This window comes from Micromonospora sp. L32 (assembly GCF_052068055.1).
In the GTDB taxonomy this organism is placed as follows: Bacteria; Actinomycetota; Actinomycetes; order Mycobacteriales; family Micromonosporaceae; genus Micromonospora; species Micromonospora purpureochromogenes.
Genome location: NZ_JBQHDD010000004.1, coordinates 318,089 through 338,555, shown reverse-complemented (window position 1 = coordinate 338,555; position 20,467 = coordinate 318,089). Strand labels below are relative to the sequence as shown.

Annotated in this window: 21 protein-coding genes; 13 read left to right on the top strand and 8 right to left on the bottom strand. The window is 74.0% G+C overall.

Annotated features, from left to right (window positions below; genetic code table 11):
* Positions 1-43: 43 nt before the first annotated feature.
* Entirely contained in the window at positions 44-523 is a 480-nt protein-coding gene (locus ACTMTB_RS13445) for a hypothetical protein (RefSeq protein WP_441145485.1), read from the bottom strand.
* 318 nt (positions 524-841) lie between these two features.
* Between ACTMTB_RS13445 and ACTMTB_RS13440 the strand changes: the two genes are divergently transcribed.
* From ACTMTB_RS13440 to ACTMTB_RS13425, 4 genes are all read left to right on the top strand, one after another.
* On the top strand, positions 842-1,414 hold the full coding sequence (locus ACTMTB_RS13440; RefSeq protein WP_441145483.1) for a GNAT family N-acetyltransferase: 573 nt from the start codon (positions 842-844) through the stop codon (positions 1,412-1,414).
* 43 nt (positions 1,415-1,457) lie between these two features.
* Positions 1,458-2,228: a PH domain-containing protein gene (locus tag ACTMTB_RS13435; protein WP_441145481.1), complete on the top strand. Its 771-nt coding sequence runs from the start codon at positions 1,458-1,460 to the stop codon at positions 2,226-2,228.
* A gap of 116 nt (positions 2,229-2,344) precedes the next feature.
* Positions 2,345-2,671, top strand: a complete 327-nt coding sequence (locus tag ACTMTB_RS13430; RefSeq protein WP_441145480.1) for a PadR family transcriptional regulator — start codon at positions 2,345-2,347, stop codon at positions 2,669-2,671.
* On the top strand, positions 2,665-3,630 hold the full coding sequence (locus ACTMTB_RS13425) for a hypothetical protein (protein ID WP_441145478.1): 966 nt from the start codon (positions 2,665-2,667) through the stop codon (positions 3,628-3,630). The genes ACTMTB_RS13430 and ACTMTB_RS13425 overlap by 7 nt, the downstream gene beginning before the upstream one ends.
* 19 nt (positions 3,631-3,649) lie before the next feature.
* Here ACTMTB_RS13425 and ACTMTB_RS13420 read toward each other — a convergent pair whose 3' ends face one another.
* Positions 3,650-4,153, bottom strand: a complete 504-nt coding sequence (locus ACTMTB_RS13420; protein WP_441145476.1) for an NUDIX hydrolase — start codon at positions 4,151-4,153, stop codon at positions 3,650-3,652.
* Positions 4,154-4,258: 105 nt separating this feature from the next.
* Entirely contained in the window at positions 4,259-4,702 is a 444-nt protein-coding gene (locus ACTMTB_RS13415; RefSeq protein ID WP_441145474.1) for a hypothetical protein, read from the bottom strand.
* 166 nt (positions 4,703-4,868) lie between these two features.
* Between ACTMTB_RS13415 and ACTMTB_RS13410 the strand changes: the two genes are divergently transcribed.
* Entirely contained in the window at positions 4,869-5,072 is a 204-nt protein-coding gene (locus ACTMTB_RS13410; protein WP_280841559.1) for a hypothetical protein, read from the top strand.
* Here ACTMTB_RS13410 and ACTMTB_RS13405 read toward each other — a convergent pair.
* Complete coding sequence (locus ACTMTB_RS13405) at positions 5,069-6,115, bottom strand: hypothetical protein (RefSeq protein WP_441145472.1); 1,047 nt, start codon at positions 6,113-6,115, stop codon at positions 5,069-5,071. The two genes, ACTMTB_RS13410 and ACTMTB_RS13405, sit on opposite strands and share 4 nt — an antisense overlap.
* A gap of 73 nt (positions 6,116-6,188) precedes the next feature.
* Here ACTMTB_RS13405 and ACTMTB_RS13400 point away from each other — a divergent pair, with 73 nt between their 5' ends.
* Together ACTMTB_RS13400 and npdG are read left to right on the top strand one after the other, a co-directional pair.
* The gene (locus tag ACTMTB_RS13400) at positions 6,189-7,622 is read left to right on the top strand and encodes an RNB domain-containing ribonuclease (protein ID WP_441145470.1); all 1,434 of its coding nucleotides are present in this window, start codon (positions 6,189-6,191) and stop codon (positions 7,620-7,622) included.
* Positions 7,623-7,729: 107 nt separating this feature from the next.
* On the top strand, positions 7,730-8,428 hold the full coding sequence (npdG, locus tag ACTMTB_RS13395; RefSeq protein ID WP_441145468.1) for an NADPH-dependent F420 reductase: 699 nt from the start codon (positions 7,730-7,732) through the stop codon (positions 8,426-8,428).
* Positions 8,429-8,513: 85 nt separating this feature from the next.
* Here the strand turns inward: npdG and panB are convergent, their stop codons facing one another.
* Together panB and ACTMTB_RS13385 are read right to left on the bottom strand one after the other, a co-directional pair.
* Positions 8,514-9,359 (bottom strand): 3-methyl-2-oxobutanoate hydroxymethyltransferase, encoded by an 846-nt coding sequence (panB, locus tag ACTMTB_RS13390; protein WP_441145466.1) that lies wholly within the window; start codon positions 9,357-9,359, stop codon positions 8,514-8,516.
* A 162-nt stretch (positions 9,360-9,521) separates the two neighbouring features.
* Positions 9,522-11,282 (bottom strand): NAD+ synthase, encoded by a 1,761-nt coding sequence (locus tag ACTMTB_RS13385; RefSeq protein ID WP_441145464.1) that lies wholly within the window; start codon positions 11,280-11,282, stop codon positions 9,522-9,524.
* Positions 11,283-11,496: 214 nt separating this feature from the next.
* Here ACTMTB_RS13385 and glnA point away from each other — a divergent pair, with 214 nt between their 5' ends.
* From glnA to ACTMTB_RS13360, 5 genes are all read left to right on the top strand, one after another.
* A complete protein-coding gene (gene glnA / locus ACTMTB_RS13380; RefSeq protein WP_357612314.1) occupies positions 11,497-12,846 on the top strand; it encodes a type I glutamate--ammonia ligase in 1,350 nt (449 codons plus the stop codon).
* 80 nt (positions 12,847-12,926) lie between these two features.
* The gene (locus tag ACTMTB_RS13375; protein WP_441145461.1) at positions 12,927-13,352 is read left to right on the top strand and encodes a DUF350 domain-containing protein; all 426 of its coding nucleotides are present in this window, start codon (positions 12,927-12,929) and stop codon (positions 13,350-13,352) included.
* Between the two features lie 35 nt (positions 13,353-13,387).
* Entirely contained in the window at positions 13,388-14,080 is a 693-nt protein-coding gene (locus tag ACTMTB_RS13370) for a helix-turn-helix transcriptional regulator (protein ID WP_280841377.1), read from the top strand.
* Between the two features lie 66 nt (positions 14,081-14,146).
* Positions 14,147-17,506 carry an NACHT domain-containing protein gene (locus ACTMTB_RS13365; RefSeq protein ID WP_441145459.1) on the top strand — a complete coding sequence of 1,120 codons (3,360 nt, stop codon included), beginning with the start codon at positions 14,147-14,149 and terminating at the stop codon, positions 17,504-17,506.
* 96 nt (positions 17,507-17,602) lie between these two features.
* Positions 17,603-17,980: a VOC family protein gene (locus ACTMTB_RS13360; protein ID WP_441145457.1), complete on the top strand. Its 378-nt coding sequence runs from the start codon at positions 17,603-17,605 to the stop codon at positions 17,978-17,980.
* Between the two features lie 144 nt (positions 17,981-18,124).
* Here the strand turns inward: ACTMTB_RS13360 and ACTMTB_RS13355 are convergent, their stop codons facing one another.
* Positions 18,125-18,583: a hypothetical protein gene (locus ACTMTB_RS13355; protein WP_441145455.1), complete on the bottom strand. Its 459-nt coding sequence runs from the start codon at positions 18,581-18,583 to the stop codon at positions 18,125-18,127.
* Positions 18,584-18,690: 107 nt separating this feature from the next.
* Entirely contained in the window at positions 18,691-19,620 is a 930-nt protein-coding gene (locus tag ACTMTB_RS13350) for a S66 peptidase family protein (RefSeq protein WP_441145453.1), read from the bottom strand.
* 78 nt (positions 19,621-19,698) lie between these two features.
* On the opposite strand from ACTMTB_RS13350, the gene ACTMTB_RS13345 reads away from it, so the two are divergent.
* On the top strand, positions 19,699-20,466 hold the full coding sequence (locus ACTMTB_RS13345; protein ID WP_441145451.1) for a type 1 glutamine amidotransferase: 768 nt from the start codon (positions 19,699-19,701) through the stop codon (positions 20,464-20,466).
* Position 20,467: the final 1 nt, after the last annotated feature.

Below are 20,467 nucleotides of genomic sequence, written 5' to 3'. Positions count from 1 at the left end.
GCGCCTGGCGCTCTCTCACGGAGGCGGACCGGCAGGCGTCCGATCAGAGGCAGGTGGGCCGGAGATCCCGAGGCGTATAGAAGACCTGCACGTGGTACGTCCCCTCGGCGGTGCTGACCACCTGAAGCCGCCACGTGCACCTGGTGTCGTCCGGCTTGCCGGCGTCGTAGACGTGGACGCCATGGTCGAACCTCTCCCAGCCGCTGGAGCGGCCGAGGTCCGCGTAGAAGCGCGACACGTCGTCGGCGGTGCCGGCCCCGGTCACCTCGCGGTCGAGCATTCCGAAGCTGGGTGGCTCATCGCCGCAACTGACGGTCTCGGTCGTCGGCCCGGCGGTGGCGCCGGGTGGCGTCCGGGTCAACACCGGCTCCTGGCGCAGTGCGGCGACCGTCTCCGGATCGGGGTGGCAGGCGCGGTCGGAGAGGTCCCCCGATATCGCGTCGCCCAACCGGCCGCACCCGCTGACGGCGAGCGCCAACGCGGCCAGCACGACCGCGCTGTGGAAAACGTCGAGCCGCCTCACCGGCACACCCCAGACTCATCGATCTTCAGGCGGTGAGCATAGGTCCGCCGTCTTCCGGCGCACCATCCCGATCCGGCGACCGACCCCCACTGTCGAAGACGTACCGCTACGACACGATCGGTTCGGCCCAGGCGGCGTGCCCGAACTCCCAGGCCCAGGAGATGCCCTCCGCGTCGCCCCTGGAGAGCCGGACGGACGCGGCGATCAGGTGTTCGCCGGCCGGCACGACGCGACCCGCTGGCGGACCCGTTCGGCGTGCAGGATCCGGTACCGCGCCGCGGCCCCACCTGGGGCAGGAACACCGCCTACAGTCCACTCGTGCCGATGCTCGCCGCGCCCGCCGTACCGCCCGGATCGATGGCCGCGCTGGCGCAGCCGGAGCTGCGCGCCGACGGCGTACACCTGCGTCCGTGGCTGCCGGCGGACCGTGCGGTGGTGGTGGCCGCGTACGCCGACGCCGCGATCCGACGTTGGCACTGCCGGTCGATGATCGACGACGAGGCCGCCGACTGGATCGCCGCCTGGCCGGGTCGGTGGCGGGCGGAGACCGGCGCCGGGTGGGCGGTGCGCGACGCCGGGGTGGTGGTCGGGCAGCTCAGCCTGCGCCGGGTCGTCCTCGCCGACGGACTGGCCGAGGTGTCGTACTGGGTGCTGCCGGCCGCGCGGGGCCGCCGGGTCGCCCCACGGGCGCTCGCCGCGGTGTCCGCCTGGTGCTTCGACACCCTCCGGCTGCACCGGGTCGAGCTGTGCCACTCCACGGCGAACGAGGCGTCCTGCCGGGTGGCGCGCCGCGCCGGCTTCACCGCCGAGGGTACGAAGCGCGGCGAGGGGCTGCACGCCGACGGCTGGCACGACATGCACCTGCACGCCCGCCTGCACACCGACGCCTGACACCCGGCCGCCCTCATTGATCCATCGGCCTACACTCCCGCCGGTGACCCCCCGTACGGCACGCCTGCTCGCGCTGCCCTTTGCCCTGGCCGCGTTCCTGCTGCGGATCGGCGTCGAGTTCTGGCTGAAGCCGCTCACCTGGCGGATCGACTCCACCGCCGTGGCCCTGCTCGCCTGGGCGGCGGGCATCGCCGGCAGCATCCTGGTGCCGGCGGTGGGTCACCTGCTGCTCACCCGCGAGGCCCGCCGTCGGCCGGCCACCTTCCGGATCGACTCCGCCGGGCGGCGCTTCACCGCACCGGCCGCCCCGGCCTGGGCCGGACCGTGGTCGGCGATGGTGAGCTGGCTGGCGGGTGGGCTCCTGATCACCGAACGGGTGCCGGGCGAGGACCGGGTGCGGTTCTTCGAATCCGGCGACGCCCTGGTCTGGAACGTGCTCGCGGTGGTGGCCGTCCTGGTGGTCGTGGTGCTGGTGCTGCTGGACGACCGGCCCCGCCTGACGCTCGACGAGACCGGTATCACGGTGCGGGGCCTGGTGCGGCGCAGGACCGTCCGGTGGGACCGGCTGCTTCCCGGCGGGCCGCCCGCGCCGGCCGGGAAGGCCTTCGCGACGCTCGTCCTCTCCGAACAGCCGAGGACGCCGGCGGGCCGGCCGGTGCCGCGATCGCTGGCGGTCGGTCCGGCGCACGTGGACGCGGTCTTCCTCGCCGGCAGCGTCCGCCACTACGTGGAGCATCCGGAGCCGCGGTCCGCCATCGGCACCGCGCCGGAACTGGACAGGTTGCGGACGATCGTCGGCGGGACCGGCTCCTGACCAGTTGTCGGCCGTGCCGGCCGAGGGCGGTCGGCGGAGCAGGGCGGTGGCCGCCTGACCGGCGAGCGCCGAAGACGGGGCAGCACCCTATGTAGAGAACAGATATAGTCCGCCGCATGCGGATGACGATTCCGGTGGCCAAGGTGCTCGCGGCGCTGCTCGCCGAGCCCGACGCCGCGCGCTACGGCCTCGACCTGATGAGGGCGACCGGCCTGCCCAGCGGCACCCTCTACCCGGTGCTGCACCGCCTCCAGGACGCCGGCTGGCTCACCGCCGACTGGGAGGAGGTGGAACCGGCCGCCGCCGGCCGGCCGGCCCGGCGGTACTACCTGCTCACCGCCGAGGGCGTGACCGCCGCCCGGCAGGCGCTCGCCGAGCTGCGCGCCCTCGCCCCCAGGACCGGTCCGGCCCTGAGCGGGCCGGCCGGAGCGCCGGCATGGTGACCCGGCGGGTGGCCGAGGCGCTGCTCCGCGCGGCCGCCCGGCGCTGGCCCGTGGCGCTCCGCGACGACCTGCGCCGGGAGTGGACCGCCGAGCTGCACGTCCTCGCCGAGGCCGGGCAGCGGGTCCGGATGCTGCGCTTCGCCGCCAGCCTGGCCGCCAGCCGCGCCGATGCCCCGATGGTCGACCGGGCCGTGTGGCGACGGCAGGTGCGGCGTACGGCTGCCGCGTTGCTGCTCGCCCCGCCCGCCTGCGTCGCGATCGTGGCGGTCGCCCTGTTCGCGACGGCCGCCGTGCACGGTGCGCTGGAGCTGCGATTCGGGTGGGCGCAACGGCTGCAACTGCCGCTGTTCTCGACGCTCTGCGCCGGGCTCGGAGTGCTGCTCGCCGTGGTGGCGGCCCGGGCGGCCCGACACGGCGTACGGGTGGGGCCGTCGGCCACCGCGGTCGGCGTCGGGCTCGCCGTCGCGATCACCGTCGTGCCGGCCGAGGTCGCCCTGCTCGACGACGCGCGGCAACTGGCCCGCGTCCTGCCCGGCGTACTGGTCTGGCTGGCCGCGCTGACCCTGGCGCTCTGGGCCGCGGCGACGCTGGCCCGGCGGGGACGGCTCCGGCTCGCCTGGACGGTCGGCGTGCTCGCGGCGTTCGCCGCTGCCGACGTCGCGGTGGTGGCCACCGTGGTCGCCGCCATCCCGCCCATCGACCCGGGGCAGCCGGTCACCGAGCTGCCGCCGGACGGCGTCGACCGGATCTCCGCCCCGCTCTGGCTGCTCAACTGCTGGACCGACTGGTCCTTCGGCCTGCCCCGGCCGACCGACTGGGAACGGTTCCTCATCACCGACCTCGTGCTGGTCGAGCCCAACTTCTACCTGGCCTGCACCCCGTACGCGCTCACCTGGGCGATCCGGACGGCGCGGGCGGAACCCGCGGCGGAGGCGGCGACGGCGCAGGCCACGGCCTGAGTCCCGACCGGCAGCCGGGTCAGCGCGCGCCCGAGAACTCGTCCCAGGTCGCGCCCGCCGGCAGGTACCAGGAGGCCGGCTCGTCGGCGAGCGCCCGCGCGATCACCAGCCGGGCGTGCGCGTCCAGTTCGGGCAGCCGGTCCGCCCCGAACCACTCGACCGCCACCGACTCGTCGTCGTTGACCCGGGCGGTACCGGAGACGAGTCGGCAGTGGAAGCCGAGGTTGAGGTACTCGCAGCGGTCACCGTTCGGGTAGGTGTGCGGGTGCGACACGACGCTGCTGAGGCGTACCGGCTCGACGCGCAGGCCGGTCTCCTCCTCGACCTCGCGCACCACGGCGGTGGCCGGCTGCTCGCCCGGCTCGACGAAGCCGCTCACCACCGACCAGCGACCGTCGTCGGAGCGCAACCCCAACAGCAGCTCGCCGGCGTCGTTGCGGACCACCGCGCTGACGCTCGGCAGCCAGAGCAGGTCGTGGCCGACGTGTTCGCGCATCCGCAGGATGTAGTCCGGTACGCCCATCCGGCGACCCTAACCGGCACGGCCCCGCCCGTGCCGACCGATGGCCGCGCCGTCGGCGTCAGCCGGACCAGGCCACCGCCCGGCTCACCCGCCCCAGCGGCCCGGTCACGCCGGGCAGGGCACCCGCTCCAGCGCGGCCGGACCGGTGCCGGGGCGCACCAGCTGCGCGAAGCACCGCTCGGTGGTGGCCCGCTGCCAGCCGAAGACGCTGGCCGCGGTCTTCGCCACGCGTACCCGGAAGACCAGGCGCACCCCGGCCTCCCGGCGCTGCGCGCCACCCTCCACGGCCAACACCTCGACGCCGTCGACCCGCTCCGCGGCGCGGCGCAGATCCGCCTCTGCGGCCGCCGGATCGGCCAGCAGTTCGCCCCGCGCCCGCTGCGCGATGGCGGTCACCTCCCGCTCGGCCCGCCGCTCCAGCCGCTGCTGCGACCGGTCCCGCAGCAGCGGTGCCGCCACCGCCACCGCTGTCACGGCGAAGACTGTGACCACGGCCGCGGCGAGCAGGCCGCGGCGTACCCGTGCCGATGTTCTGCCCCCGAGACGCACCGGGGAATTCTCCGCCACCGACCGCCCTTCCGGCTGCCCCGTCCGTCCGGGTACGGCTTACCGCATTCCGCCGCGCGGCCCCCACCAGCACGTCTACTGTGGAGGTCGTCGCGACTATTTGCGCGATCCGGTGGCGGCCGGGCTGCTCCCGGTGCACAGTGATCTCATGAACGACAGCGGAAGTGGTGGGCACTACTACTGGTGCACCCGACACCACCGGGTCGAGACCGATGCCGACGTGTGCCCTGCGAAGCACGTTCTCGGACCGTACGCCTCGTCCGCCGACGCCGAGAACGCCCTGCAGACGGTGCGGGAGCGCAACGAGGCGTGGGAGGCCGAGGACGCCCGCTGGGCCGGGGAGGGCAGCTAAACGGCGCGGGACGGCCCGTGTCGAGGAACTCCGTGCCTCCGCACCGGGGGCGCGCGAGCGCATGTCCCCAAGGAGGGAACCGAGATGGCCGAAGCACAACAGGCCACCACCCGCCCGGCCGCCAGGAAGTCCGCCGCGGCCACGCGGACGGCGGGCGCCACCCGCAGCACCGCGGCACGCCGGCCCACCACGACCACCGCGGCGGCCCGGAAGGCGCCGGCCGGCCGGGCGGCGACGAGTGCGGCGGGCGCCGGGGCGGGACGGACCCCGACCACCACGGCGACCGCCGCGAAGAAGACGGCGGCCAAGAAGGCCCCCGCTTCGAAGACCACCGCCAAGAAGGCGCCCGCCACCAAGACCACCGCCAAGAAGGCCCCCGCCGTCAGGACCACGGCGAAGAAGACCGCCGCGTCGAAGGCGACGGCGACGAAGGCCCCCGCCCGCAAGGCCGCCGCGAAGACCACGGCCGCGGCGAAGAAGACCACCACCACCGCCGCGAAGAAGACGGCACCCGCGGCGAAGAAGACCACCACCGCCGCCGCGAAGAGGACCGCGCCCGCGGCGAAGAAGACCACCACCGCCGCTGGGAAGAAGACCGCGCCTGCGGCGAAAAAGACCACCACCGCCGCGAAGAAGACCACGGCCGCGAAGGCCTCGACCGCCGCCCGCAAGGTCACCTCCACGGGTAAGAAGGCCACGACTGCGGTCAAGAAGACCACCGGCGCGGCGAAGAAGACCACCGGCACCGCAGCCAAGAAGACCACCGGCGCGGCGAAGAAGACCACCGGCGCGGCGAAGAAGGCACCGGCGAAGAAGACCACCGCCGGGACGGCGCCGGCGTCGAAGACGACCGCCAAGAAGGCGCCGGCGAGAAAGGCGACCGCCACCTCGGCGACCACCACCCGCAAGGCGACCGCGAAGAAGGCGCCGGTGACGAGGACCACGGCCGCCAAGAAGGTGACCGCCCGCAAGGCACCGGCCCGCCCGGCCGCCGCTCGGGCCACCGCGCCCACCAGCGCCCGGTCCCGGGCCCGCAAGGCCACCGGCTGACCGTACGGCGACCGCCGTCGCATCGCCGGAGGGCGGATCACGCGCAGGACTGCCAGGATTGACCCCGTGGTCATCCGACGCGTACTGGCGCCCCGTATCGACTTCGGCGCGCTGCGCCGCGAGCTGGGACTGCCCGAGGGCTTCCCGGACGCGGCGCAGCGCGAGGCGGACCAGGCCGCCGCCGCACCGCCGGCCAGCGGGGTCGACCGTACCGACGTCCCGTTCGTCACGATCGACCCGGCGGCGTCGCGCGACCTCGACCAGGCGATGCACCTCGCCCGCCGCCCCGGTGGCGGCTACCGCGTGCGGTACGCCATCGCCGACGTCGCCGCCCACGTACGCCCCGGCGGCGCGCTGGAGGAGGAGACCTGGCGGCGCGGGCAGACCGTCTACCTGCCCGACGGCAACGTGCCACTGCACCCGCACACCCTCAGCGAGGGCGCGGCCAGCCTGCTGCCCGACGTCGACCGGGCGGCGGTGGTGTGGACCATCGACCTCGACGCCGACGGCGCGACCACCGGCGTCGCGCTGGAACGCGCCCGGGTCCGCAGCCGGGCCAAGCTCGACTACGAGGGGGTGCAGGCCGCCGCGGACGCCGGGCGGCTGCCCGAACCGGTTGCCCTGCTGCCCGAGATCGGCGCCCTGCTCACCGCCCGGGGCCTGCGCCGGGGCGCGGTCAACCTGCCCCTGCCCGAGCAGGACGTCGAGCCGGACGGTGACGGCTGGCGGCTGGTGCTGCGCGGTCCCGTCCCGATGGAGGACCACAACGCGCAGATCTCCCTGCTGACCGGGATGGCCGCGGCCGACATCATGCTGGCCGGCCGGATCGGGCTGCTGCGCACCATGCCGCCGCCGAAGCCCGAGGCGGTGGCCCGACTCCGCGCCGCCGCCGCCCCGCTGGGCGTGCCGTGGCCCGACGGCGTCGGCGTGGGCGAGGTGCTCGCCGGGCTGGACGCCTCGCAGCCTCGGGCCGCCGCCTTCGTGGACCAGGCGGCGGAGTTGATGCGGGGCGCCGCGTACACGGCGTTCGACGGCGAGCTGCCCGAGCAGCCGGAGCACGGCGGGGTCGCGGCGGCGTACGCCCATGTCACGGCCCCGCTGCGCCGGCTGGCCGACCGGTACGCGACGGAGGTCTGCCTGGCCCTGCACGAGGAGCGGCCGGTGCCGGATTGGGCCCGCGCGGCGCTGCCGAAGCTGCCCGAGGTGATGGCGGCGACCGACCGGACGGCGGGCGCGGCCACCCGGGGCGCCATCGAGCTGGCCGAGGCGGTGCTGCTGGAGCACCGGGTGGGGGAGGTCTTCGAGGCCGCGGTGCTGGACGTGGACGCCCCGCCGAACGGCCAGTCGAAGCCCGGCCGCCCGCCCGGCGGCTCGGTGGCGCTGGACGCCCCGCCGGTGCGCGCCCGCTGCACCGGCGAGCTGCCGCTCGGCGAACGGATCCAGGTCCGCCTGGTAACCGCCGACCCCACCCAGCGAAAGGTCATCTTCGAACGCGCCTGAACCCGCCGCACCCACCCGCCCCGAGGGGCGGGGGAGCGGGTGGGTAGCGGGGATTGTCACAGGGGCGGGCGGTGCTGGGGGCGGGGACGGTTTGCGAGGATGACCGCATGGCTTACGACGCGACCACGCTGCCCGACGTCTCCGGGCTGACCGTCGGCATCATCGGTGGCACCGGCGACCAGGGGCGGGGCCTCGCCTACCGGCTCGCCCGGGCCGGGCAGACCGTGCTGATCGGTTCCCGTTCCGCCGAGCGGGCCGCGGCGGCCGCCGCCGAGATCGCGGCGCTGCCCGGCGTACCAGCCGGAGTGGACGTGACCGGCGCCGACAACGACGAGGTGGCCCGCCGCAGCGACGTGGTGATCATCGCGGTGCCGTGGGACGGGCACGCCGCCATCGTCGCCGCTCTCGCCGAGCCGCTCGCCGGCAAGATCGTGGTCGACTGCGTCAACCCGCTCGGCTTCGACAAGCAGGGCCCGTACGCCCTGCCGGTCCCCGAGGGCAGCGCCGTGCAGCAGGCCGCCGCCCTGCTGCCGGACTCCCGGGTCTGCGCGGCGTTCAACCACGTCAGCGCGCCGCTGCTGGCCGACCCGGAGATCGACCGGATCGACCTCGACGTGCTGATCTGCACCGAGGACCGGGAACTGGTCGACATCGTCGGCGCGCTGGCCGCCCGGATCCCCGGCATGCGGGGCATCTACGCGGGCCGACTGCGCAACGCCCACCAGATCGAGGCGTTCACCGCCAACCTGATCGCCATCAACAAGCGCTACAAGGCGCACGCCGGCATCCGCGTCACCGACGTCTGACCGACGCCCCCCACCATCGGGCCCGTCCGCGACGGCACCCACGGGCGCGGCGGCGGTGTCCCGCCGCCGCGCCCCGGGGCGTACGTCAGAAGGTGTGCTCGGCGGCGGGGAACTCGCCGCCGCGTACCTCGTCGGCGAAGCGCCGGGTCGCCTCCGACAGCGTCCCGGCCAGGTCCGCGTAGCGCTTCACGAACCGCGGCGCCCGGCCGGTACGCAGGCCGGCCATGTCCTGCCAGACCAGCACCTGCGCGTCGGTGTCCGGGCCGGCGCCGATGCCCACCGTCGGGATCGGCAGCTCCGCGGTGATCCGCTTGGCCACCTCGCCCGGCACCATCTCCAGCACCACCGCGAACGCCCCCGCCTCGGCCACCGCCCGGGCGTCGGCGATCACCTCGTCGGCGGCGTCGCCCCGCCCCTGGACCCGGTAGCCGCCCAGGGTGTGCTCGCTCTGCGGGGTGAAGCCGATGTGCGCCATCACCGGGATGCCGGCGCCGACGATCGCGGCGATCTGGTCGGCGCAGCGCCGGCCGCCCTCCAGCTTCACCGCGTGGCAGCCGCTCTCCTTCATGAACCGCACCGCCGTACGCAGCGCCTGGGTCGGGCCCTCCTCGTACGAGCCGAAGGGCAGGTCCCCGACGATCAGCGAGTGCCGGGTCGCCCGGACCACGGCCCGGACCAGCGGCAGCAGCTCCTCGGCGGTCACCGGCAGGGTGGTCTCGTAGCCGAACACGTTGTTCGCCGCCGAGTCGCCGACCAGCAGCACGGGGATGCCGGCGGCGTCGAAGATCGAGGCGGTGTACTGGTCGTACGAGGTGAGCATGGCCCAGCGGTCGCCGCGCTCCTTGGCGGCGATCAGGTCGCGGGTGCGTACCCGCCGGGTGGCCGGGCCGCCGTAGAGGGCGGTCACCTCGGTCGGGGTGGACTCCACCATGACTGTCTCCTTTCCTCGAGGCCGCCGTCGCGGTCCCCGGGTTCCGCCGCGATCGTCGCACCGGACGACCGCCTCACGGCAGGGCACAGTGCAGGATTTCACTCGGCGCAACCGGCGCGGCGGGACCGGGACCGGTCGCGGCCGCGCCGGGAACAGTTCCGCTCAGCCCTGCTCGCGCCAGCGGTTGGTGATCGGCAGCCGGCGGTCCCGGCCGAACGCCTTGATGGAGATCTTCGTGCCCGGGGCGGACTGCCGGCGCTTGTACTCGGCGGTGTCCACCATCCGGAGCACCCGGTCCACGACGGCCGGGTCGTGACCGGACTCCAGCAGCCCCTTCCGGCCCAGGTCGCCGTCGACGTAGCCGATCAGGATCGGGTCGAGCGCGTCGTAGTCGGGCAGGGTGTCGCTGTCCAGCTGGCCCGGGCTCAGCTCGGCCGACGGCGGCTTGCCGATCGAGCTCTCCGGGATCGGCGGGGTCTCGCCCCGGCCGGCCGCGTCGGCGTTGCGCCACTTCGCCAGCCGCCAGATCAGCGTCTTCCAGACGTCCTTGACCGGGTTGAAGCCGCCGACCGAGTCGCCGTAGAGGGTCGAGTAGCCGACCGCCAGCTCGCTCTTGTTGCCGGTGGTGAGGACCAGGTGGCCCTCCTGGTTCGACAGCGCCATCAGGATGACGCCCCGGACCCGTGCCTGGAGGTTCTCCACCGTCACCCCGGACAGCGACATGTTGGCCAGGAAGGTGTCCACCATCGGCTGGATCGGCTCGACCCGGTAGTCCAGGCCGGTCCGCTTGCCCAGGTCCTCCGCGTCCGCCCGCGAGTGCTCCGAGGAGTGCTGGCTGGGCAGCGACACCCCGACCACCCGCTGCGGCCCGAGCGCGTCGACGGCGAGCGCGGCCACCACGGCCGAGTCGATGCCGCCGGACAGGCCCAGCACCACCGACGGGAAGCGGTTCTTGTTGACGTAGTCGCGCAGGCCGAGCACCAGCGCCTGCCACACCTCGGCCTCGTCGGCGACCGGCTCCATCACCCCGCCGGCGGCCGCCGGGCCCGTCGGGGCCGGCGGGAGGGATCCGACGGTACGGCGGACGACCCGCATCCCGTCGGCCAGCTCCTGCTCGTCCGCGCCGCGCTCGCCCGCCTCGGGCAGCTCGACGTCGTGCACCAGCAGGTGCTCGACGAACTGCGGGGCGCGGGTGAGCAGGGTGCCGTCGGCCGCCACGATCATCGAGTCGCCCTCGAAGACCAGTTCGTCCTGGCCGCCGATCATGTTGACGTACGCGATGGTCGCGCCGGCCTCGGCGGCCCGGCGGCGGACCAGCGGCAGCCGGATGTCGTCCTTGTTCAGCTCGTACGGCGAGCCGTTGATGTTGACCACCAGCCCCACGCCGGCCTGCCGGGCCACCGCGAACGGGCCGCCGGCCTGCCAGAGGTCCTCGCAGATGGTCAGCGCCACGTCCACCCCGCCGACCCGCACGACGGTGAGGGCGTCGCCGGGAAGGAAGTAGCGGTCCTCGTCGAAGACGCCGTAGTTGGGCAGGTGGTGCTTGAAGTACGTGGCCACGACGCCGCCGGAGTGCAGCAGTGCGGCGGCGTTGCGGGCGCCCCGGCCCGGCTGGGCGTCCCCGCTGACCTGCGGCGGGCCGTCCGCGTCCAGGTAGCCGACCACGACCGGCAGGTCGCCGAGGCCGTCGGCGGCCAGGTCGGCCGCGAGCTGCTCCAGCGCGGCCTTCGAGGCCGCCACGAAGGAGCGGCGGAAGACCAGGTCCTCGACCGGGTAGCCGGTCAGCATCATCTCCGGGAAGGCGACGAGCTGGGCGCCGGCGTCGGCGGCGCGGCGGCTCCAGGTGCGGACCAGTTCGGCGTTGCCGGCGAGGTCGCCGACGGTCGGGTTGACCTGTGACAGCGCGAGACGCAGGGTGGGCATGCCCTCATCTTGCCCCAGCGTCGGCTTACCGAGGCGGTGGCCGGGACGAGACGGCGGCCACCCTCCCGGGATGGCCGCCGGCGGGCGGGACACGACGGGACGGGCGGCGGTGCTTCGCGTAACGTCGGCGTAACGAGGCCCGGGGAGACTGGGCGGTCAGGTCGGGCGCAGCCCGGTCGAAGGCGGACAAAGAGTGTCGCGAGAGGTTGGGGAAGTGGACCGTCAGCAGGAGTTCGTCCTCCGTACGCTGGAAGAGCGGGACATCCGGTTCGTCCGGCTGTGGTTCACCGACGTGCTCGGCACGCTCAAGAGCGTGTCGGTCGCCCCCGCCGAGCTGGAGGCCGCCTTCGAGGAGGGCATCGGGTTCGACGGCTCCGCGATCGAGGGCTTCGCCCGGGTCTTCGAGTCCGACATGGTCGCCATGCCGGACCCGACCACCTTCCAGGTCTTCCCGTTCGAGGGCGGGGTCAGCGGCGAGAGCGCCCGGATGTTCTGCGACATCCTGCTCCCCGACGGCGGCCCCTCCTGGGCGGACCCGCGGCACGTGCTGCGCCGGATGCTGTCCAAGGCCGCCGAGAAGGGCTTCACCTTCTACACCCACCCGGAGATCGAGTTCTTCCTGCTGGAGAACGGGCCGATGGACGGGTCTCTGCCGGTGCCCGTGGACACCGGCGGCTACTTCGAGCACACCACGCACGCCGTCGCGCGGGACTTCCGCCGCCAGGCCGTGCTGGCCCTGGAACGGATCGGCATCTCGGTGGAGTTCAGCCACCACGAGGTGGCCCCCGGCCAGCAGGAGATCGACCTGCGCTACGCCGACGCGCTGACCACCGCCGACAACATCATGACCTTCCGGCACGTGGTCAAGGAGGTGGCGCTCTCCACCGGCGTGCAGGCCACCTTCATGCCGAAGCCCTTCACCGACCAGCCAGGCAGCGGCATGCACACCCACCTGTCGCTGTTCGAGGGGGAGCGCAACGCGTTCCACGACGCCGGCGACCCGATGAAGCTCTCCAAGGTGGCCAAGTCGTTCATCGCCGGCCTGCTGATGCACGCCCGCGAGTACACCGCGGTCACCAACCAGTGGGTCAACTCGTACAAGCGGCTCTTCCCGCTGGCACTGCCGGACCGGATCACCGAGAGCCCGGCGTACGTCTGCTGGGGCCACCTGAACCGGTCGGCGCTGGTCCGGGTGCCCGCGTACGGCAAGCCGAACTCGGCCCGGGTGGAGGTCCGCTCGCTGGACTCGGCGACGAACCCGTACCTCGCCTTCGCGGTGCTGCTCGGGGCCGGCCTCAAGGGCATCGAGGAGGGCTACGAGCTGCCGCCGGGCGCCGAGGACGACGTCTGGTCGCTGACCAGCGCCGAGCGGCGGGCCATGGGGTACGAGGCGCTGCCGGAGAACCTCGCCGAGGCGATCGACGTGATGGCCGGCTCGGAGCTGATCGCCGAGGTGCTCGGCGAGCACGTCTTCGACTTCTTCCTGCGCAACAAGCGCGCCGAGTGGGAGCAGTACCGCCGCGAGGTCACCCCGTACGAGCGGCAGCGATACCTGTCGCTCTAGATCGGGGTGGCGCGGTGCCGCTATCGTCTCGATCACCGCGCCGGCACCCTCGCCGGGCGTAGGAGGCCGGGAGGCAGTCGGTGCTGGAGGATCTGCTCAGCGGGGCGTGGCAGAGCGTGGTGTTCGGGGTCGTCGGAGTGGCCCTGATGGCGGCCGGCTTCCTGCTGGTCGACGTGCTGACCCCGGGAAGGCTGCGCGAGCTGATCTGGGTGCGGCGCAACGGCAACGCCGCGCTGCTGCTCGCCGCCAACCAGCTCGGCATCGCCGGGATCGTCTTCACCGCGATCCTGACCAGCTACAGCGACTTCGCCAAGGGGCTCGCGTCCACGGTGATCTTCGGGCTGATCGGGCTGGCCATCATGGCGCTGGCCTTCTTCGTGCTCGACCTGCTCACCCCGGGCAAGCTGGGCGAGATCGTCTGCTCCGACGAGCCGCACCCCGCGGCCCGGGTCAGCGCCGCCACCCACTTCGGCGCCGCGCTGATCGTCTGCGCCTGCATCGCCTGAGCGCCGCTGTCGTACCCCCGGCCTAGGTTGCGGGGGTGAACCGGACCGACCGCCTCTACGCCCTGGTGGAGGAGCTGCGGGCGGTGTCGCCCCGGCCGCGCAGCGCCCGCTGGCTGGCCGGGCGCTTCGAGGTGAGCACCCGCACCATCGAGCGGGACATCAGCGCGTTGCAGGGCTCCGGCGTGCCGATCTGGGCCGAGCCCGGCCGCACCGGCGGCTACGTGGTCGACCGGGCGCACACCCTGCCACCGGTCAACCTGACCGCCGCCGAGGCGGTCGCGATGGCCGTCGCGCTGCACCGGCTCGGCGGCACGCCGTTCGCCGGGGCGGGCGCCACCGCCCTGCGCAAGCTGCTGGCGGTCATGCCGGCCGCCGACGCGGCCGAGGCGCACCGGCTCGCCGGCCGGGTGCACCTGATCGGCGAGGGGCCGGCCACGCCCGTCCCGGCCGTCGTCGCCGACGCGGTCTCCGCGCGGCGCGTGCTGCGCCTGCGGTACGCCGACCGCGCCGGGGCGGCGTCGGCGCGCGAGGTCGAACCGCTGGGCTACCTCGGCAACCCCCGACACTGGTACCTGCTCGCCTGGTGCCGCCTGCGCGACGGGCTGCGCTGTTTCCGCACCGACCGGATCCTCGGGGTGCAGGCGCTGCCCGAGGTGGTCACCCGCGAGCTGCGCCTCGACGACCTGGACATCCCGCACGAGCGGGTGCGCGCGCTGAGCCTGGTCTGATATCCGACAGCGCCGGTCGGCTGGACGCGGGATGGTGGCAGGTCTGCAGTTCCCGGGGAGGACCGCGTGCCCGACACGCTCAGCTACGCCGACGCGGTACGTCTGCTCGGCGGGGAGAAGAGCAGGTTCGTCGACTGGTTCGACAAGCTGACCGGCGGAGCGCTGCTGGCCGCCGCGGTGCCGTTGCCTGCGCTGCTCAGCATCTTCGACGCAAAGGGCGAGCTGGTCCGGCTCGGTCATGAGCTGATGCGGAGCGTGGCGGAGAAGCGGTCCGGGCTGTCCCGTTACGGGCGGACGCAGCGGCTGGAGGCCGCCCACGCGGTGATCGCGGTGACCGCGTTCTTCGAGGCGCTGAGCGAGGCCGACCTGCCGTTTGACTTCGCCGATCTGGAGCTCCGCAGGCCGGAGCAGTTGTCGTTGGCCGGGACGGGGCCGGTCGAGGCCCGCGCGGTCGTCCGCACCCTGTTCGAGATCCCCGCTCCCCTTCCCGGGCCGGAGCTGCCCTACCCGGCGCTGCGGCAGGCCCTCTTGCAGTACTTCACGACGATGGCCGGACACGTCGACGTGTTCGTCGACGGCCTGGCCCTGCGGAACCGGATGATCCCGCACGGGGAGCGTGCCTTTCAGGAGGCACTGGGACGGGTGCCGGCTGTGGCGGTCGACCGCCACCGGGACCTGCTCACCGCGTTGGCGGTGGACTTCGCCGAGGTCGCCTACTGGTCAGGGCTGCACGAGCATGAGGCCACCCGGGGTGAGGTGCGCGCACTCGCGGTCGGCCTCGTCGAGCTGCGCGAAGCGTTGGCGGCGATGTCCACGGGGCGGGTCCCGACCGATCGGCGGGACGCGCTGGCCGGCGCTTATCGGGCGCAGCTCGACCGGCCGATCATCACCTCCGGGGAGGTGCCGGACGGGCTGCGGGTGCCGGCGCTCGGCGAGGCGTACGTCCCGCCGCTGTGCCGGCTGGCCGCGATGGGTGAGCGGGCCCGGCCCAGCGACGAATCCTGGTGGGCGGAGCAGCCGGTTCGGGACGACCTGGTCGATTTTCTGACCGGATACCTCACCTCGTCCAGGGCGACCAGGGCACCGCTTCTGGTGCTGGGCCAGCCCGGGTCCGGCAAGTCCGTGCTCACCAGGGTGCTCGCCGCTCAGCTTCCGGCCACCGACTTCCTGGTCGTCCGGGTGGTGCTGCGCGAGGTACGGCTCGAAGCTGACCTCCAGGACCAGATCGAGCAGGCCATCCGGGATGCCACCGGGGAGCGGCTGGACTGGCCGGCGCTGGCCCGCTCCGCCGGGGACGCGCTGCCGGTGATACTGCTCGACGGCTTCGACGAGTTGCTTCAGGCCAGTGGCGTGACTCAGACGGACTACCTGCTCAAGGTGGCCGCGTTCCAGCGGCGGGAGGCCGACCAGGGGCGGCCGGTGGCGGTGTTGGTCACCACCCGGACGAGCGTCGCGGACCGGGCGAAGCCGCCGTCCGACACGATCGCCCTACGGCTGGAACCGTTCGATCCGTCGCGCGTCGCCCGTTGGGTGGCCACCTGGAACGCGGTCAACGCCGACCGGTTCCCGACGCTCGGCGTGCCGCCGCTCGACCCGGCCGCTGTGCTCGCCCACCGCGAGCTGGCCGAACAGCCGCTACTGCTGCTGATGCTGGCCCTCTACGACGCCGACGGAAACGACCTTCACTCGGCCGGGACGCTGCGCCGGGGCGAACTGTACGAGCGTCTGCTGCGCAGTTTCGCCCGTCGGGAAGTGCTCAAGCACCAACCGGGACTGTCCGAGCGAGAAACGTCCCGCGCCACCGAGCGCGAGCTGCGCCGGCTGGCGGTGGTGGCGTTCGCGATGTTCAACCGGGGCGTCCAGTGGGTCACCGAGGAGGAACTGGAAGCCGATCTGGCCGCACTGCCGTTCCTGGCGGGTGAGTCGCCGGGCATCCGGACCGATGGGAACCTGCGGGCGCCGCTGCGGGCCGCGGAGATCGTGCTCGGGCGGTTCTTCTTCGTGCACCGCGCCCAGGCCGTCCGAGGTGACCGGCGGGCGGAGACGTACGAGTTCCTGCACGCCACCTTCGGCGAGTTCCTGGTCGCCCGGACCACCGCGCTGGTGCTCGGTGAGTTGGCGGCGCGGGAGGCCGCCACCAGCATGCTGCGCGGCGCGTCGGTCGACGACGACCCGCTGCACGCGCTGCTGTCCTTCGCCACGCTGACCGGGCGGGCGCCGATCGTCGGCTTCCTCGCCGAAGCGCTCCAGACCTGCGGCCCGGACCGCAGGAGCGACATCGTCGAGGTGCTGCTGCGTCTCTTCCGAACCGTCCACGACGCCCGTCCGGCCCGACACCTCACCTCGTACCTGCCCCGCGCGCTGTCGGTTCCCGAGCGGCACGCCGTCTACAGCGCGAACCTCTTCGTGCTCGGGCTCTGCGCGGCGGGTGAGCTGTCGGGCGGGCAGCTCTACCCGGCGGCCGAGGACGTGCGTTCGTCGTGGACCCGGCAGGCCCTGCTCTGGCGCGCCCAGCTCGCCGAGGGGGAGTACCGCAGCCTGGTGAACGCGGTCGCGCTGGACCGGCTCGGTGACGCGGCGCACCGGGAGATCCGGTTGCGACTCGCCGACGAGTCCTGGCGGCCGCCGACTGCCGAGCTGGCGTGGACGTACCAGGCGACGCCGTCGTCGGACCGGGCCTGGTTCCAGGTGCAGTCGGACCCGGACCCGGAGATTGTGCGCCGGATGGCGAACTTCGAGTGCGGTGTCACCAACGACGTCGCCCAGCACGCGCTGGAACCGCTCGTCGAAGTGCTTCCGCCGGCGCTCAACACGGTGGTGTTCGCGCCCGGTCCGCAGCGGCAGTCGATGGCCCGGGTGCTGCTGGCGATGCTGCTGAGGTCGCGGCAGGTCGAACCGGCCGACCGGGCCTGGCACTACCGGACGGTCGCGTCGCTGCTCGTCGAGATGCGCAGCACGGCCGGCCCGTACCTCGTCGATCTGGCGGTACTGCTGTTCGACCGACTCGCCACCGACGGCACCGTGTCCCGGGCTCTCGCCGCGGAGTTGCTGGGGAAACTCGATTTCCTGTTGGTCCGTGACGAGCAGATCGGCTTCGCCTACCTGCGCTGCTGCCTGGCGTTGATCGAAGCGGACGATCCGGTTACCCGGGAGGTCGGCCACCTGGTGAAGAAGGCGGTCCACGCCGACCAGGGCTCGTGGGGGCCGCGCACCGAGGAGTTGGCGGTGGATGCTCTGGTGCGGCTCTCGGAACTCGGGGTTGCCCAGTACCACATCACCCCGGACGAGGCGGCCCGGCTGGCCCTGCTGCTGGCGGAGCGCCGCCCCGACCTGATCCGCCGGATCCAACCGCTGGTGCTGGATCCCGTTCCGGTCCGGTCGTCGCCCGGCACGCTCGCGCTGCCCGGCGCCGGTCCGGCCGACTGACACGGAAACACCGACAGGACGGTGTCGCGGACGACCCCGAGGCTGACCCCTGACGAGCCCGGCCGACCGGCCGGTGCCTGCGACGGGAGGCGACACATGTCCACGATCACCAACGCGGTCAGCTGGTTCGAGGTCGGCACCGACCGGGCCGAGGAGACCGGGCGGTTCTACACCGACGTGTTCGGCTGGGCGTTCACCGAACAGGGCAGCCCGGAGACGTCGTACCGGGTGGTGGAGCCGGGGCCGGAGGGGTCGATCCAGGGTGCGATCCGGGCCACCGGCGGGGCCGGCCCGAACTACGCGGTGTTCTACGTGCAGGTGGCCGACGTGGCCGACACCTGCCGGCGGGCCGAGGCGGCCGGCGGCAAGGTGCTGGTCCCGCTGAAGTCGAACGACAACGGCCTGACCTTCGCCCACCTGCTCGACCCGGCCGGCAACCACTTCGGCGTCTTCGCGCCGCCCGCCGGGGCCTGAGCCGCCCGCCGGTCCGCCCCGGCAGCGCCGCCGGGGCGGACCACGTCGGGCGCGGTCGGATCGGGTACGGGGATGGCCCCGCCGGGGTCGCCGGCCGGGAGGAGACCGACGGGCGGGGGGAGGGGGACGGCGGGGCCACCCGGGTCACCTGCCGGTCGTACCCATGCCGCCGTGGCGGCCACGGCCGCCCGGGCCCGGGAAGACGCCGGCCTCGGCGGCCTTGGTGATGGCGTCGGCCTGCTCCTGGGTGAGCTTGCCGTCCTCGACCGCCTGGGCCAGCCGGTCCTTGAGCGCCGCCTGCCGGTCCTCGGCGGAGGGGCGCTCCGGGCGGTCGGCCTTGCGCTGCTCGCGCAGCTTCTCCAGCGCGGCGGTCACCTTCTCGGTGGGCACGCCGAGCTCCTTGGCCAGCGCCTCGGCGAACTCGCCCTGGCGGTCGGCCTTCCGCTGCTGCCGGTCGGTGCCCTGATCGGCGCTGCTGCTGGCGCTGGGCGACGGGGTGGCGTCCTCGGCGAAGGCCACCGTCGGGGCGGCGATCCCCACGCCGAGCACTCCGGCGGCGGCGAGCCCGGCCAGCAGGTGCTTCTTCGACATCGTGCGCGACATCAGTCCTCCAGTGATCGGTGGTTGGTGCGATGACCTCACCGACAGTGACCACCAAACCTGGGCCGCACCCGTGCCGACCCTGTCACCCAGCTGAAAATCCCACCCGGTCAGCGGACGGCGGGGGCCACCGTGAGGGTGCCGGCGTCGGCGTCGAGGGTGGCGCGGGTGCCGACCGGGACGGTGAGCTGGCCGACGCCGTGGCCGACCGGGAGGCCGCCGAGGACCGGGACGCCGAGCTCGCCCAGGCACTCGGTGAGCACGTCGGTGACCGTGGTGTCCCAGCCGTCGGCGCACTCGGTGAACTGGCCGACCGCCACCCCGGCCACGCCGTCCAGCACGCCCGCCCGGCGCAGGTGGGTCAGCATCCGGTCGACCTTGTACGGCGGCTCCTGCACCTCCTCGATCAGCAGCACCGCGCCGGTCAGGTCGGGCATGTCCGGGGTGCCGATGGAGGCGGTGATCAGGCAGAGGTTGCCGCCGAGCAGCGGACCGACCGCCCGGCCGGGCACCCGGACGGCGAAGGTCTCCTCGTCCGGCGTGGCGGCGACGGTCACCGGCTCGGTGGTCATCAGCGCGGCGTGCAGCGACTCCGCCGAGCGCAGCGGGAGGCGCTCATCCAGCCAGGCCGCGCCGGGGCCGTGCACGCCGGCCAGCCGGGCGCCCCGCCAGAGCGCGAACTGCAACGCGGTGATGTCCGAGAAGCCGGCGACCACCTTCGGGTCCCGGCGTACGGCGGCCATGTCGAGCAGGTCGACCACCCGCTGCGCGCCGTAGCCGCCCCGGGTGCAGATCACCCCGCGCACCTCGGAGTCGGCGAAGGCGGTGTTCAGGTCGGCGGCGCGCAGCGCGTCGTCGCCGGCCAGGTAGCCCCGCCGGGCGTACGCGTTCGGCGCCAGCACCGGGCGCAGCCCCCAACCGGTCAGCAGCTCGACGCCGCGGGCCACCCGCTCGGGCCGGGTCGGGCCGGACGGCGACACGAGCATCACCGTGTCACCGGGGCGCAGGACCGGCGGGCGCAGGCATTCGTCGGTGATCACAGCGGCCGAGCCTAGTCGGCGCCGGGAGCGGCCGAGCCGTTCCGGGTCGGCGCCGGCGCACCCGATAGCCTCGACACCGTGGCGACCGCGCTGGTGATCGAGAATGACCCGACCGACGACCTCCGCCGGCTGGGGGAGTGGCTGACCGAGGGGGGCCTCGACCTGCGGGTGCTCCGCCCGCACGCCGGCGACGCGCTCCCCGCCGACCTGGAGGGGTACGTCGCGCTGGTGGTGCTCGGCGGTGAGCAGCAGGCGTACCCGCTGCCCGACGGCAGCCCCGGCGCGCCCTGGTTCCCGGCGCTGGAGGGGCTGCTGCGCAAGGCGGTCCGGTACCGGGTGCCGACCCTCGGGGTCTGCCTCGGCGGGCAGCTGCTCGCCACCGCGCACGCCGGCCTGGTCGAGCGGAGCCCGTCCGGGCCGGAGATCGGCCCCGGCGTGGTCGGCAAGCGGGACGCCGCCGACGCCGACCCGCTGTTCCGGTACGTGCCGCTGATCCCGGACGTGCTCCAGTGGCACACCGACGAGATCACCGAGCTGCCCCGGGGCGCCACCCTGCTGGCCGCCTCGACCCGCTACCCGAACCAGGCGTTCCGCCTCGGGGACCGGGCGTGGGGGCTGCAGTTCCACATCGAGTGCGACACCGCGATGATCGCCGACTGGGCCCGCGACTCCGACGTGCTGGCCGAGCTGGGCTACGACCCGGAGCTGGTGGTCGCCGCCTGCGACCGGGTGATGGCCGACGTGGAGGAGGTCTGGCAGCCGTTCGCCGTCCGCTTCGCCGCGCTGGCCCTCGGCGAGCTGGACGACGACACCCCTCGGCGCAGCCTGCCGCTGCTCGGGCAGTGAG